Origin of the sequence: Paenibacillus konkukensis, from assembly GCF_023523925.1 — a bacterium.
Classification (GTDB): domain Bacteria; phylum Bacillota; class Bacilli; order Paenibacillales; family NBRC-103111; genus Paenibacillus_S; species Paenibacillus_S doosanensis.
Window position 1 is genome coordinate 5,941,474 of the sequence record NZ_CP027059.1, and the last position, 15,406, is coordinate 5,956,879.

At 56.8% G+C, this 15,406-nt stretch carries 11 protein-coding genes; 3 read left to right on the forward strand and 8 right to left on the reverse strand.

What is annotated here, in order from left to right; genetic code table 11:
• Positions 1–114: 114 nt before the first annotated feature.
• Complete coding sequence (locus SK3146_RS25860; protein WP_249861468.1) at positions 115–2,166, forward strand: pectate lyase family protein; 2,052 nt, start codon at positions 115–117, stop codon at positions 2,164–2,166.
• A gap of 192 nt (positions 2,167–2,358) precedes the next feature.
• Here the strand turns inward: SK3146_RS25860 and SK3146_RS25865 are convergent, their stop codons facing one another.
• From SK3146_RS25865 to SK3146_RS25885, 5 genes are all read right to left on the reverse strand, one after another.
• Positions 2,359–3,207, reverse strand: coding sequence for a hypothetical protein (locus SK3146_RS25865; RefSeq protein WP_249861469.1), 849 nt, complete (start codon positions 3,205–3,207; stop codon positions 2,359–2,361).
• Positions 3,208–3,338: 131 nt separating this feature from the next.
• Positions 3,339–5,762, reverse strand: coding sequence for a heavy metal translocating P-type ATPase (locus tag SK3146_RS25870; RefSeq protein WP_249861470.1), 2,424 nt, complete (start codon positions 5,760–5,762; stop codon positions 3,339–3,341).
• A gap of 68 nt (positions 5,763–5,830) precedes the next feature.
• On the reverse strand, positions 5,831–6,031 hold the full coding sequence (locus tag SK3146_RS25875; protein ID WP_249866440.1) for a cation transporter: 201 nt from the start codon (positions 6,029–6,031) through the stop codon (positions 5,831–5,833).
• Positions 6,032–6,422: 391 nt separating this feature from the next.
• A complete protein-coding gene (gene lplT / locus SK3146_RS25880) occupies positions 6,423–7,670 on the reverse strand; it encodes a lysophospholipid transporter LplT (RefSeq protein WP_249861471.1) in 1,248 nt (415 codons plus the stop codon).
• 81 nt (positions 7,671–7,751) lie between these two features.
• A complete protein-coding gene (locus SK3146_RS25885) occupies positions 7,752–9,911 on the reverse strand; it encodes an AMP-binding protein (RefSeq protein WP_249861472.1) in 2,160 nt (719 codons plus the stop codon).
• A gap of 255 nt (positions 9,912–10,166) precedes the next feature.
• Between SK3146_RS25885 and SK3146_RS25890 the strand changes: the two genes are divergently transcribed.
• Positions 10,167–10,922 carry a YheC/YheD family protein gene (locus SK3146_RS25890; protein WP_249861473.1) on the forward strand — a complete coding sequence of 252 codons (756 nt, stop codon included), beginning with the start codon at positions 10,167–10,169 and terminating at the stop codon, positions 10,920–10,922.
• 449 nt (positions 10,923–11,371) lie between these two features.
• Here SK3146_RS25890 and SK3146_RS25895 read toward each other — a convergent pair whose 3' ends face one another.
• Positions 11,372–12,313 carry a S66 peptidase family protein gene (locus tag SK3146_RS25895; protein ID WP_249861474.1) on the reverse strand — a complete coding sequence of 314 codons (942 nt, stop codon included), beginning with the start codon at positions 12,311–12,313 and terminating at the stop codon, positions 11,372–11,374.
• Between the two features lie 198 nt (positions 12,314–12,511).
• Between SK3146_RS25895 and SK3146_RS25900 the strand changes: the two genes are divergently transcribed.
• Positions 12,512–13,798, forward strand: coding sequence for a glycoside hydrolase family 18 protein (locus SK3146_RS25900; RefSeq protein ID WP_249861475.1), 1,287 nt, complete (start codon positions 12,512–12,514; stop codon positions 13,796–13,798).
• Between the two features lie 67 nt (positions 13,799–13,865).
• Here the strand turns inward: SK3146_RS25900 and SK3146_RS25905 are convergent, their stop codons facing one another.
• On the reverse strand, positions 13,866–14,351 hold the full coding sequence (locus SK3146_RS25905; protein WP_249861476.1) for a hypothetical protein: 486 nt from the start codon (positions 14,349–14,351) through the stop codon (positions 13,866–13,868).
• Positions 14,352–14,458: 107 nt separating this feature from the next.
• Positions 14,459–15,289 carry an AraC family transcriptional regulator gene (locus SK3146_RS25910; protein WP_249861477.1) on the reverse strand — a complete coding sequence of 277 codons (831 nt, stop codon included), beginning with the start codon at positions 15,287–15,289 and terminating at the stop codon, positions 14,459–14,461.
• Between the last annotated feature and the right edge of the window lie 117 nt (positions 15,290–15,406).

Sequence of the window (15,406 nt, forward strand, 5' to 3'; positions counted from 1 at the left end):
AGCCATTTAAGAAATCCGCGACGGGCATTGATTGGAAGTTCAAATAGGCGTCGCAGCGAGCTTTTTCACCAGGCTTTTAAACGGCTGTATTTTAGTCCAAACGGGAGGTTCGTTATGGGAATGGTAATGAGTTGGAAAAAAGGCTATAAAAATGCGGCGATCGTCGTATGCTTTGCTCTTCTCCTATCGCTGTTTGTCATGTATCCGGCCAGCGCCGCGACACTGTTCAGCGACGATTTCGAGGACGGCAATTCCACAGGCTGGACGCCGACAACGGGCACATGGTCGGTCGTGCAGGATAACGGCAGTTATGTCTACTACCAATCGAGCACGAGCGAAGGCAGGACTTCGGCGGGAAGCCAGTCTTGGACCGATTATACGGTTGAAGCCAAGGTCAAGGTTGAGGACTTTAACGGCTCGAACCGGGCTTATGTAGCGGGGCGTTATCAGGACGGCAACAATTTCTATGCGGCATCGTTGTACAACAGCAGCGGAGGCACATTGGAAATCCGTAAAAAAGTAAACGGTTCCACAACTAACTTGGCTACCAAAACGAACTTTGGCCTTGCAGCGGGCACCTGGTATACAGTGAAGCTGGAGCTGAGCGGCTCCTCCATCAAAATGTACGTCAACGGCACGCTGCAGCTCAGCGCGACCGATTCGAGCCTGACGGCCGGAGCCGTAGGCCTGGTCGCTTACAAGACGAAGACGAAGTTCGATAATATTACCGTTTCCGACAGCGGTTCCTCGACACCGACACCGACACCAACACCGACGCCGACACCAACGCCAACACCGACGCCAACACCAACGCCAACACCTCCGGCGGGCGGAAACAGCCAGTATAATCTGGCCGGATTCTCGGCGGGCAATACGGGCGGGGGCAGCATTGCGGAGACGGATTCCCGCTATAAAAAGGTATATAATGCAACCGATCTGGCCGTGGCGCTCAAAAAAGGCTCCGGGGTCAAAGTCGTCGAGATTATGAACGATCTGAACCTGGGCTGGAATGAGATTCCTTCCGCGGCGCAAACATCGCCGTTTGCTGCCAACAACTCGCCGCTTACCCATCCGGTGCTGAAGACGACGGGGGTCAGCAAAGTGACGATCGACAGCTTCAACGGGCTCACGATCTTCTCGGCGAACGGCGCGAAGATCAAGCATGCGGCTCTGGATATCAAACGCAGCTCGAACCTGATTATCCGCAATCTCGAATTCGACGAGCTGTGGGAGTGGGACGAAGCAAGCAAGGGCAATTACGACAAAAACGATTGGGATTACATTACCATTGAAGGCGCTTCCTCCAAAGTGTGGATCGACCATTGCACGTTCAACAAAGCGTATGACGGTCTGGTCGACGTGAAAAAAGGCAGCAGCGGCGTCACCATTTCCTGGTCTACGTTCCGCGGCGACGACCGCAGCTCGGGCAGCTGGGTAACCCAGCAAATTAACGCATTGGAAGCCAATCCGTCGGCTTATCCGATGTACGCCTATTTGCGTAGCAGCGCGGTCGGACTCAGCAAGGACGATATTATAGCGATCACCGCTTCGCAAAAGAAAGGGCATCTGGTCGGCGCGACGGAATTCGCTTCGGACAATGCCGATTTGCAGATTACGCTGCATCATAACTATTATCAGGATATTCAAGACCGCATGCCGCGTTTAAGAGGCGGCAACGCTCATGCTTACAACATCGTGATGGATAATGCCGCCGCGTGGGCTGCCAAGCAAAAAATTACATCCGCCATGGCTTCGGCGATTTCCTCGAAAGGCTATCATTTCGGAGTGACGAGCAACGGGGCGATCTCTACCGAGGACGGGGCGGTGCTGCTGGAGAAATCGCAGATCATCGACGTAGCTTCTCCGGTGCGCAACAATCAGGCGGATGCCGGCGATGCCAGCTATACGGGCAAAATCCGCGTTCTGGATACGATGTATTCGCTGGACGGCAGCTCCTTCCGCGGCGGCAGCGACACGTCGGGCAGTCCGCTTGCTCCGGTGCCGGCGCCGGTCAAGGCGTTCTCCTGGAACGGCTTCACCTCTCTGCCTTATTCGTATACGGCCGATGACCCGGCAACGCTGAAAAGCAGGCTGACCGCCTCCAACGGCTCCGGCGCGGGAAAGCTGAGTTGGTCGAAGCAGAACTGGCTCGCTACGAGCTATTAACCCGCAGCAAGTCACGTATCGTATTGTAAGCAAATAAGAGGCCGCTGCAGCGAATGGATAGCTCCTACTAAGTAGACAGGTTTACTGAAGAAACCGGCTGCTTGAAGGAGGCAGTTCACGCTGCGGCGGCCTCTTTGGCGGATTTCGAATGCGATACGGCAGAAACTGCGGCTTTATAGGCAGAAGCGGGTATTACGACGAGACCTTGACTACGAAAGGTACGGTAAACACTTTACCTTCATGCTGGAACTGCCCCCATACTTTATAAACGCCGCTCTTAGGGAACGTCGTCATAAATTTTGCGTCAGGTCCGCTTGCCTTTTCCTCCATCGGGTGCACGTGCAAATACTGCTCGGCATCGTCGCTTAATATAACGACATGCCCGACGGCGCCGAGATACGGCTGCAAGTTCGTAATCGGCTGCTTCGTGGCGGCGTCCTTGATCGTAAAAGTAAGCGAGGCTTCCTTGCCCGCTTCCAGCTTGCCGGTCGCCAGCGTCACTTCTTTGCCGTCCGCCGTTTTGGTTAAGCTTGAGTCCGGCTGAATCGGCTGAGGCTTCGGCGCGTTGCCTTGAACGGTCACCCATTGGCTCCTGGTTACGGAGCCTTGACCTGAAGGAACGAAGTCGGCGAACAGCTTATATTCCCCTGCGACGGGGAGCTTGGCCGTTACATCGAACACACCTTTGCCTTGGTAGGCGGGATGGATGTGCTCGAAATACGACAAGTCTTTGCTTACGACAATCAAATGCATTTGCTGCTCGTGGCTGACATCGAACTTATCGACCGGGTTGCCGGCGCTGTCCGAAATTTGGATCGAGACATTCGTATCCTTACCGGCTTGCGGCCGCTCCGGTTTAAAGGAGAAAGCGGCTTTGACAGCCGCCGCTTTGGCCGTTTCGCCGATTTCATGCCCTGCATGGGCCCCATGATCGCTGCTGCTCATATCCATGCCTTCATGTCCGCTTTGGGCGGGAGCCGCTTTGGAGCAAGCGCTCAACAAGGCGGCGGCCAACAGAAGAGCCGCCGTAGCTTTTTTCATAATCATTCCTCTTTTCTGCAAGGCATGCGATATGCCGAATATACATACACATTCTCGCCGGAAGATGCGGATTTTAACGCATGCGATGATTGTATTTTCAGTTGTCATGTGGCCGCAGCGGCGGGACAACGTTACAATTTTACCCGCTGGAGCCGCAGCGCGTTGAGCACAACGGACACCGAGCTCAGCGCCATAGCGGCGCCGGCGACCCATGGAGCCAGCAGCCCGATGGCCGCGATAGGAATGCCGAGCGAATTGTAGGCGAGCGCCCAAAACAAATTCTGTTTAATATTGGCCATCGTCTTTCTGCTCATCAGCATCGCGTCGGGAATGCCGGTCAATTCGCCGCGCATGAGCGTGATGTCCGCAGCCTCCATCGCGATATCGGTGCCTGTGCCAATGGCCAGGCCTACGTCGGCGGTAGCCAGAGCAGGGGCGTCGTTGATGCCGTCGCCGACCATCGCCACCCGGCGGCCTTCGGCCTGCAGCTTCTTCACTTCGGCGGCTTTGCCCTCCGGCAGCACTTCGGCCAGCACCCGGGTAATGCCGACTTGTTTGGCGATCGCCTGAGCCGTCCGCTCGTTGTCCCCGGTCATCATGACGACCTCGATGCCCATCTGCTGCAGGCGGGATACGGCTTCGCGGGACGATTCCTTGATCGTGTCCGCTACGGCGGCCAAACCGGCGAATCGGCCGTCAACGGCGATCAGCATGGCGGTCTTGCCTTCGGCTTCGAGCTGCTCCATCCGCCGCCCGGCAGCGCTGTAATCCACGGAGGCTTCGGCGAGCAGTTTGCGTGTGCCGACCAGCACCTCCTTCGAGCCGACGACGGCGCGGATGCCGTAGCCGGGAACCGCCTCGAAGCGCTCGACGGGACGCAGCGCAATGCCTTTGGCGCGAATGCCCTCTACGATGGCTTCGGCCAGCGGATGCTCGGATTGCTTCTCGGCCGAAGCGGCCAGAGCGAGCACTTCGGCTTCGTCCAGCTCGGGAACCCAAATATCGGTGAGAGAAGGCTTGCCTTTGGTCACCGTCCCGGTTTTATCGAGAACGACCGTCTCGATTTTATGCATGGATTCCAGATGCTCGCCGCCTTTGAACAGGATGCCGAATTCCGCGGCGCGGCCGGAGCCGGCCATGATGGAAGTCGGCGTAGCCAGCCCCAAGGCGCAGGGGCAGGCGATGACGAGCACGGCGATCGCTTTTTCCAGCGCGCCGGCGAAGTCGCCGGGAGCTATGGCGAAATACCAGATGAGAAAGACGATCAGGGCGATGCCGACGACAATAGGAACGAAAATTCCCGAGATTCGGTCGGCGACGCGCTGAATCGGCGCTTTGGAGCCTTGCGCGTCTTCAACGACCTTAATAATTTGCGCGAGCGCGGTTTCTTTGCCGACCTTGGTCGCCTTTACCTTTAAGCTGCCGTTGTTGTTGACGGTGGCGCCGATCACGGCGTCTCCCGCTTTTTTCTCCACAGGCAAGCTTTCGCCGGTAAGCATCGACTCATCGACGGAGGAGCTTCCTTCGAGCACCTCGCCGTCGACCGGAATTTTCTCACCCGGTTTGACGATGACGATGTCTCCGGCGAGCACTTCTTCCAAGGGAATCGCCAATTCTTGGCCTTCCCGCACGACGAGAGCGGTCTTGGCTTGCAGTCCCATCAGCTTCTTGATCGCTTCCGACGTGCGGCCTTTCGCCAACACCTCAAACAATTTGCCGAGCAGGATAAGCGTGATCAGCACGGCGCTCGTTTCGTAATACATTTCGGGGGCGTGATGGCCGGAAGCGCCCGCAGCCCACTGCAGCGTCAAATACAGGCTGTAGAAAAAGGCGGCGGAAGTCCCTAGGGCGACCAGAACGTCCATATTCGCGCTCTTATTGCGCAGCGCTTTATAGGCGCCGACGTAAAACTGCCTGCCGATGATAAATTGTACCGGAGCGGCGAGCACCAGTTGAACCCAAGGGTTCATCAGAAACGCCGGCAAGTAAATCCACGAAGTGAACGTGAAGTGGCTTACCATCGCCCACAGCAAAGGCAAGGAAAGAACGGCCGAAATCCACAGCCTGCTCTTTTGCGATGCGATTTCCTTATGGCGGCGGTCTCCTTCGGCAGCCTGCTCCTGCTTAAGATGAGCGTCGTAGCCGATTTTGCGGACCCGCGCGATCATATCTTCGACGGTAACCTCGCCCGAGTCGTATTCCACATGCGCCGTTTCGAGAGCGAAGTTTACAACGGCAGAGCTGACCCCGGGGAGCTTGCCGAGCACCTTCTCAATCTTGGCCGCGCAAGCGGCGCAGGTCATGCCGGTGAGCGTAAAATCGGCGGTTTCTTTTACCGTATCATAACCGAGAGCCTGAATTTTTTGCTCCAGGCTGTGCAGGCTGACTTTGTCCGGATCATAGGTGACGGACGCTCTCTCCAATGCAAAATTGACATTGGCGCCCGTAACGCCGTCCAGCCGTTTCAGTCCTTTTTCGATCCGGTTGGCGCAGGCGGCGCAGGTCATTCCCGATATTTGCATCGTCGATTGCTGCTGCTGCTGTTGTTGTTCCATAATAATCTTGCTCCCTTCAATATACCTGTGGGGGGTATATATCTGTCAAAAAAAAGAACAGCGCCGAATTATACGACGTCATATCCTTGTTCTTCGATCGTTTCTTTGATCGCCTGTGCCGTAAGCTTGGCTTCCTCGAATTGGACGGATACGCTCTTCGCGCCCAAATCGACTTTGCCCTGCGCGCCGATCCGCTTCAAGGCGCCTTCTATCGAATTAACGCAATGCCCGCATGACATGCCTTCCACTTTCAGTACGATAGTTTGCATCATTATCTTCTCCTTTAAGGAATATTTTTATGAACGGAGGATGGTTGTTTCCTGCCTTCTGTCTATACTATAATATACCCCCACGGGGTATGTCAATGGTCATTTGGCAATGTTTCGTCAAGCCGGATCAACGGCTTCTGCCGAAAGGGGGAGAGCGGCCATGGCGTTTCGATTCAAGAAAAAACGCCCCGAACCGCTGCGCGGGAGACAAGCTCCGTAGACTGAGTTCGGGACGGCAGTACGGCGGCAGTTCGTTAATCTGCGGCTAACGGTTGGATTAACGCTCGGATTGCGCTAATGCGCACTCATGAATGCAATAAGCGTACCGTTCCGGAATCGGCGGTGTGCGGGCGGGACCGACGGCGGCTTCGGCGGCTGCCCCGCGGAACGATCAGTTCTGCTGCCGAACCTCAGGCTTTACTTTGCCGATCCGCAAACCCAGATAGACGAGGAATAAGAGAAGCAATCCTCCTTGCAAAACGATAGCGCCGGAGATGGAAGCTCCATAATTTACAGCCGCGTAGTAAAGTGCAGATCCTACCAGCATCAGCGTATTTTCCGTCAGATTTTGCACGGCGATCGTTTTGCCGGCTCCGGCTATGCGCAGGCCTTCCTCCTGCAGCACCGTATTCATCGGCACGATAAAGACGCCGCCCATACAGCCGACCGCCAACAGAAACGCGATAGCGACCCCGGTATGGTGAATCCACGGGAAGAGCAGCACCAGGACCGCCATGATGAAGCCGAAACGGACCGAACGGTAAAAATGTGTAAGCGTCACGAGCCTCGGAGCGAGGAATGCCCCGATAATGATGCCGATCGAGGTCGTAGCGAGCAGCAGCGATACCCGGACATCGCCTTCCTTATAGCCGAGAGCCGCGGGAATCCAGGCCAAGACGGCGGTGCGCAGCACGGCGGAGCTCATCCAGAAGGCTCCGGTGCCGACCAGCGAAAATGCGGTGACCGGATGGCGGAAGAGCCGCCCTGCGCTCCGGTAGAACAGGAGGGCTTCCTTCGCATATCGGATCGACGCGTCGCCGGGGATTCGCGGAATCCGCAGCGTCATCGCTAACGAGATGGCGTAAAGCGCGGCGCATACGAGAGACGCGTATACGGGAGGGACGGCCGCGACGACCGCGCCTCCGCCCCCGATGCCTGTCAGTATGGCCAGAATCGTGTAAGCCTCGATGCGGGAGTTCGCCTTAAACAGCTCTTCATTCGTTCCCGTCAGCTCGGGAAGAATGCCGTACTTGGCAGGCGAGTAAATGACCGCTCCGACACCTACGGTGAAATAACAGAGCATCAGCCATACGATGCCGGACGTATCGATGAGGAGCAGCAGAACTATACCGAGCAGCTTAACGGCGTTGCCCGCGATCAGCACGCGGGATTTCGGATATTTATCGGCGAACGGCCCGACGAAGGGCGCGAGAATAATATACGGCAGGAAAAACGCCATCGTCACAAGGGCCAAAGACTCGGCCGAGAAGCCGCCCCGGGTCAGCAGTCCTGCTATGACGAGCAGCGACATATTGTCCGCGAAGGCGGATAAAAATTGCGTCACATACAGCGCGTTCAGCGCCTTCAGGTTGGTTGACAGCGGTGCGCGTGCGGGTTTGACGGCGGCATGGGTTTGCATCGGAATCCGCTCCTTTATATTAGCATGTAATCTATCGGTCGAACCGTCCAAAGCTCCAGGATGAACAAGGGAAATTAGAAATTAGGCCTCGGCTCCGGCAATTTCAATTTCTCCGGCGAGCCGCTTCAGCGCCACGTAGTCCGGCTTACCGCTGCCGAGCAGCGGCATCGCGTCGATCGTCTCCGTCCGGGACGGGAGCAGGAGAGGGGTGCTGCCGCGAGCCGCGAGGTACGCTTTCAGCTCCTGCAGGCGCACCGGCTTCGTCACGTAGAGCACGATCCGCTCTCCCTTGCGTCCGTCCGGGACGCTGACCGCAGCCAGAGCGAGGGACGAATCGCGGTAGCAGGCGGCAGCCAACTCCTCCACCAATTGCAGGGAGATCATCTCTCCGCCGATTTTGGCAAATCGCTTCAATCTCGCCTTCATCGTCAGGAACCCTTCATCGTCCGTCTCTACGACATCTCCGCAGTCATACCAATCCGGGCAGGGGACAAAGCCTTGGCCGTGAAGCAAATACCCTTTCATCACATTGGGGCCCTGGATTTGCAGGCTGCCGCCGCTGTCGATGCCGGGAACCGGGCTGATTCTAGAACGCAGACCGGGCAGCAGCCGACCGAGCGTACCCTGCTTGCTCGCAAGCGGCGTATTGATCGAGACGACCGGAGCCGCCTCCGTCGTTCCGTAGCCTTCCAATACGCGGATGCCGAACTTGCGGCTCCACAATTCCCGCACTTCGTCCTTCAGCTTCTCTCCGCCGGCGACGGCATACCGGATCGAGCGAAAATCGAACGGATGCGCCGCGCGGCCGTAGCCTGCAAGGAATGTCGAGGTGCCGATGATAATCGTCGCGTTGCGGTCGTAGGCGACCTCGGGAATCACCCGGTAATGAAGGGGGCTCGGATATAAATAGACGGGCATGCCGGTAAGCAGCGGCAGCAGCGTGCCGACGGTAAGGCCGAAGCTGTGGAACATCGGCAAGGCATTGAACATTTTATCCGCCTCGGTGAAGTCGAATACGACACGGGCCTGCTGGATATTGGCGTACAGTTGTTCGTGGCCGAGAACGACGCCCTTGGGCTTGCTCTCGCTGCCGGAGGTGAACAGAATGGCTTCGCTGCCGCCCGTTGCCGAACCGCTGCGGGACGGCGTTCCGGCGGCGGGAGCTTTGCGGCGCAGAATCAGGTCCAGCAGGCCGGACAGTTTGTCGGCTGGGCCGACTTCGGCTTTAACGTCCTCCAGATAGACGATGCGGCAACGCTGCGCGAGCGCCTCGATCGCCGGCTCCAGCTTCGCCTTCGCGGCGAACTCCCGCGAGGTAAGGACGGTGCGCAGCGAGGCGGTCTCGCAGGCGTCCAGCAGGCTTTGCCGGCCTGCGGAGAAGTTCAGCATCGCCGGCGTTACGCCGAGCCGGAACAAGGCGAACAGGGCGATGACATGCCCGTTCGAGCTCGGCAGCAGCAAGCCTGCGGCGCCTTGATCCGCAAGCAGCGGGCGCAGCTTGCGGGCGAACACATAGGAAGCGGCGGCCAGCTTCCTGTAGCTGAGCGCCTGCGACAAGTCCTCGCAGGCAGGGCTGCCCCAGCCGCTGCGCGACGCTTGCAGCAGCAGCTCGTTGAACAGGTTGACGCCCGGCTTCAACCTGGCGCGGAGCAGCACATCCTGCAGCGCGAGCAGGATGGCGTCGGCGGCCCGCTCCTTTTGGCGTTTCATCGGAACGCCCGGCTGCGGCGCCACCGTGAACGCATCGCCGATATGGACGGCGATGCGAGGGAACCAGGCCGTCCGCACGAGACGGCCAATGTAAGAGAGCTTGGAGCGCTCGGCTCCGTCTATGGCGATCGGCACGAGCCGCGCGCCGGTCTTCAAAGCGATATAGGCGATACCGGGATAAATCTTCATGATGCTGCCGGTCGTCGTAATGCGCCCTTCGGGGAACAGGACGAGCGGGACGCCGCTCTGCACGACCTTGACCATCGTTCTGACCGAATAAGGGTTCAGCGGATCGACGGTGATGTGGCTGCGCAGCTTCAGCAGCAGCCTGAAGCGCGCCGCGATCTTCGTGTTGACGACAAATGCGGCTTCCTCCGGCAAAAAAGCGGCGAGCAGCACGGCATCCAGCAGCGAAACATGGTTCGGCATCAGGATGGTCGGCTGACGGAAATCAAGCTTTTCAAGGCCGGAGATATTCAAACGAAAGCAGATGCGCAGCAGCGCTCTAAGCAGCGGGATAAGAAACGACATCGGAATCCACTCCTTTTTTTTCGTAAAGCGAAGCGAGAATACGCTAGGATGGGCTTTTAATACCTGGTGCTAATTCATACTTGTATTGTAAATGCAAAGCGCGCCGAAGAAGAGTACTAACTTTGTATAGTACCCTGGCCTGCCCAACTTGGGGGCGTTATGGAGCAATGCCTACAGCATCTTCGGTCCGCGGTTCATATGCTGTTCTAGCGAAAGCGGATTCTGTACCTATTCGATGCAGAAGGGGAGACTCGAATGGCAAAATGGAGCAGCAGCAAGTGGAGTAAATACAGGGTGTTGAAGCGATCTTCGGAGGTAAAGCCGCATCTGCCCGCAACGTACCGGATGAATTCGTCCGCCTTGTGGCGAATGCTGGACCGGTACGGCGAAGCGATCGTGAAGCCTTCGGGCAGCTACGGCGGCCAGGGCGTACTTCTCATATCGCATGCGGGAGACGGCCGCTACGTGGTGCATGACGGCCCGAGCAAAAAGAAGGTGGAGGGAAGAGAGAAGCTGGAGTCGCTGGTCCGGAGGAAAGCCTCGCGCGGCTATATCGTTCAGCGGCGGATTTCTCTTGCCAGCATTCACGGCCGCCCCTTCGATCTGCGGGTTATGGTGCAGCGCCGCAAAGGCGGCAGCTGGAACGTCACCGGGAAGCTGGCGAAGGTGGCCGGCAAAGGATATATCGTCACCAACGTCAGAAGGAGCAGGGGAAAGGTCGTTCCCGTGAAGACGGCTATCCGGCAATCCGATATGAAAGGATCGTCGGCGGAAGAGTCGCTGAGGAGCATCGATAAGGTGTCTTTGGCGACGGCGCATCAAATGCGTAAATATTACCCGGGCAATCGCACATTGGGCATCGATATGGGGCTGGATAAGAACGGGAAGGTGTGGATCATTGAAGTCAACTTTATGCCGATGCTCGGTTTGTTCCGCATGCTGAAAGACAAATCGATGTACCGCAAAATAACTTCGTACGCCAATCCGGCCGCTGCGGCCAAACGCAAGTAAGCCCGGCTCCGCAGGGGGCTTTCGGGGATGCTATCGCTGGCTGCAGCCGAGGTGGATGTTGACGTTGATTGTACGTCAGGTTTGAGCTCTCCCGCCTTAAGCGGGCGGGCTTTTTTTGTTGTTTAGGAAATGATGCGCAGCAAATTCCTGTGGAAATCCGGGTGCTCCCCCGAAAGGAATGTCTACCCATAGAACGATCCCAGAGGAATGGCTAGACGCCGATCCAGCTTAGGTTGGATGCGGACGGAATAAGCTTCAGAGCATCACGTCACTTTTGGGGGATTTGTTCCCGCTTCGGCCGCAAGCCGCAGGCCCTCCCGGAAGCAGCGGGGATTTGCCTCGAAGCGCAGCTTCGCTGCGCCTGACATTTCCATATGTACATCGTTCATGGCGGCGTGTCCGCGGCGGGGCTTCACCGGGAACGATGGCTTGAAGACGGACCGGCTGCATCAAGCCGATGCCGGGGCGCTGACCGTAGGCTCCATAATAGCCAGCGAAGGGTTCGAGCTCTGCGTATCGAGATGCGCCAAAGCGCCTATAGGTACCGCCGCTTTGTACGTACCATGAGCGGCGGACAGATTGGTCAGCAGCGGCTTGCCCAGCGGGACGATGAAATCGTTGATGAGATCGTCGTAGCTTTTGCCGTAGGAAACGCCGCATTCCGTGCATTCTCCCATGACGATGCCGACGCAATCGTTGAATTTCCCCGCCAGCTTCAGATGATTCAGCATCCGGTATACTTTGTTGATCGGCTCATGCGTCTCCTCAAGGAATAAAATGCGGCTGCGCGCGTCGATCTCATACGGCGTGCCGAGCGTATCCGTCAACGACGTGAGATTGCCCCCGATCAGAGTGCCGGATACTCTTCCCGGTACTTTGCCGACCAAGGGGATGCCCGGAGGATTAAGCACGAATTTGGGTACGGACGCGGAAGAGACCATCCCGAAAAATTGATCGTAGTTGTATGCCGGCGTATCCATGCGGAAATTGAGCAGCATCAGGCTGGAGAAGGTGAGCAGGTCGCTGTTTTGATACAGAGTGTTAAGCAGTACGGTCACATCGCTATAGCCGGAGACGATTTTCGGATTCGCGGAAATGAACCGGTAGTCCAAATAAGGCAATATGCCCGCCACACCGACGCCGCCCCGCGCGGGAAGAATCAGCTTCACGGCAGGGTTGGCGAACATGGACATCACATCCGCCGCGCGCTGCCGGTCGGTTCCTGCGAGAAAGCCGTTGCTGGCGTAGACATAATTTCCGGTGATTACTTGAAAACCCATACTTTTCAATATGGTGATGCCTAGATTGATTTGATCTGCAGGAAGAGGGCTCCCCGGCGAAACGATACCGATGGTATCTCCGGGCTGTAATAGAGGGGGATGAATCGCCATTTTGAATCTTCCTCCCGTTCTGTAATAAAAGGATGATCAGAGGTCGTTCCCATACTTCATATGTATGCAAATATATTATCAATTACGCTCATCTTCTCGAACATCTGCAAGGAGGGAGCGGAATAGAATGTTACATAGGAAAGAATCGGCATAAAGCGTAACGGGGTACAGCATCCCGATGCTTGGGAAGGAGACCGTATGCAAATTCACGTTGTGCAATCGGGGCAATCGCTTTACGGTATCGCCGGCATGTACGGGGTTTCCATGCACGACATCGCCGAAGCCAACAAGCTGGCGGAGCCAGGGAGGCTCGTTGTAGGGCAAGCGCTCGTCATTCCGATCGCGGGCATGTATTACTGGGTCCGCTCGGGGGACACGCTGAGCTCCGTCGGCAGGACGTTCGGCATTTCGGAGTCGGCGCTGGCGCAGGCCAATCAGTTGGCTCCGCAGGCGGCGCTGCGGCCGGGCAGCCGCTTGTACATACCGCAACGCCCTCGGCGTGCCGCGGAAATAAACGCTTACGTCGAGCCCCATGGACATAACGTATCGGCGGCTTTGAGGACAGCGTCCGCCGAAGCGGCGCCGCATCTGACTTATTTGGCTCCGTTCAGCTTCCGCATTCGCAGAGACGGCACTCTGCAGGAGCCGCCGCTGGACGACCTGCCTTCGATCGCGGCCGGACAGGGAGTCACGATGATGATGGTCGTAACGAATTTGGAGGGCAGTCAGTTCAGCGCCCGGTTGGGGGAGCTGGCGCTGCGCGACCCGGATATGCAAAGCCGCCTGCTGGAGGAGATCATCCGAACGGCCAAGCGGCTCGGCTTCCGCGATATTCATTTCGATATCGAACATCTCCGGCCTGCGGATAAAGAGGCCTATAACGCTTTTTTGCGCCGGGCGGCCGCGCGCATTCACAGCGAAGGCTTCCTGATGTCGACGGCGCTGGCTCCGAAGACGAGCGCCGCCCAGACGGGAGCGTGGTATACGGCGCATGACTATAGAGCGCATGGGGAAATAGCCGATTTCGTCATCATTATGACCTATGAGTGGGGGTACAGCGGAGGCCCTCCGATGCCTGTCTCCCCGCTGCCGTCGGTGCGCAAAGTATTGAAATATGCGCTGACGGAAATGCCGGCGTCCAAAATCATGATGGGGCAAAACTTATACGGCTATGACTGGACGCTGCCTTACGTGCATGGCGGGAAATTTGCCCGGGCGATCAGCCCGCAGCAGGCGATTAAGTTGGCGAGGGACCATAACGAAGCGATTCGATTCGACCGGACGGCTCAAGCTCCCCATTTTGAATACACGGATCGCCAGGGGCGAAGGCATGTCGTATGGTTCGAGGATGCCCGTTCCATTCAAGCCAAATTCGATCTGGTGAAGGAGCTCGGCCTTCGTGGGGTCAGCTATTGGAAGCTGGGGCTCGCTTTCCCGCAAAATTGGCTGCTTATCGAAGACAACTTCGAGGTCGTCAAGCGATGAGCGTTCCGCGCAGAAAAGCCCGGCTGAAGGGAATCGCTCTCTTCGAACCGGGCTTGTCCAGCGTCATCTATGAGTTGCCGCTTTCCATCGATTGGCCTTTTTTCTTAAGCAGCCGCAAGTCCGAACGAAGGACGACGACTTGCGCCACTTCGGCGATCGATAAGAGCAGCAGCAGGCCGCCAAGCGAAGCGAGCACGGCAAGCGGAAACGTCCATACCTGCGCCGGCTCCGCAAAGTACGGAATCAGCGCAATCGCCAGCACGGGAGGCGCGTTCAAATGAAACTTGCGGATGATCAGTATCGCGAACAGTGAGGCTAACAGAAGCGACAGCAGACCCGTATGGCTTAAAAAAAGCGCGGAGCTGACCAGCGACGCGACCGCGGCGCCGGCAATCATCTTGCCGAACTCTTTAACGGAGAAGGCGCGGCTGATAAACAAATAAGAAAAAGCGCCGAGCGTCGGGAAGAAGATGGCTCTCACATCGGGAATATGCCGGGAAATCCAATAAATAAACATTAAATAAAAGCAGATGATCCAAATCTTTACGTTCAACTCAACAACGTCCTTTACCTCGATACCTATGTATTAACATCGGAATTAGTGAATTGCCATGGATCATCTTACTATGAGGGCAGCCCGCTCGTCAATGGCGGATTGCCTTATTTTTGCTTGCGGTATTGGCCCGGCGGCACGCCGACGAAACGTTTGAACATACGGATGAAATTGGAATAGTCGTTGAACCCGGACAGCTGGCAGGCGTCGGTGACATTATGCCCTTCGAAGAGCAGCTTCTTGGCCCGGGCGATTCGCTTCAGCAAAATATATTCATGGATCGTGCTTCCCGTGCTTTGGCGGAACAGCCGGCTCAAATAATAGCGGTTCATGAAAAATTGCTGCTCCAGCGCCTCCAGCGACAAATCGTGATCCAGATGGTGGTCGATGTAATCGAGCACGGGAGCCAGCTTCTCCGGAGCGACGGAGGAAGGCAGCGGCGAGAAGTTATGCCGGAACGCGCGGTTCAGCAGGACAAGCAGCTCGGTGCAATAGGCGGCGAGAAGCAGTTCGGAGCCGTCGTCCGGCTCTTGGAACAATGAATCCATTTTATGATACAAGGCCACGATCTCTTCGAGCTGGTGGGGGTGCAAATGAATTTTATTTTGCTCCCCTTGCGGGCGGTTCGTAAAGCAATCCAGCAGATCGAAGGCAAAGGCGGAGGTGAGCTGACGAATCGCCTCCGGGTCAAAATGGATCACGATATTTTCATAAGGGGCGTCCGAACGGAAGGTCGCCTTGTGCAGCTCCCGGTTGTTCATAATGAGCAGGTCGCCGTAGGCGAGCGGATATACCGACTTTTCGATAAAATACTGCACGTCCCCGGCGATGAAAAAATAAATTTCGAACCGGTCGTGAAGGTGGAAATCCATCTTCGGAGGCTGCTCGATGCGCCGGTGCCCGTATTGAATTCCTTTAATTTCATGATGAATGCGCATGGCGGATCACCTCGAACGAAAAAAAGTCAAAAAAAGCAATAAAAACGGCAATTGAAGCAAGGAATTTGTTTTTATTATACTTCATTATAAAATGGTATTGAAAGCGAAGCTAGACGA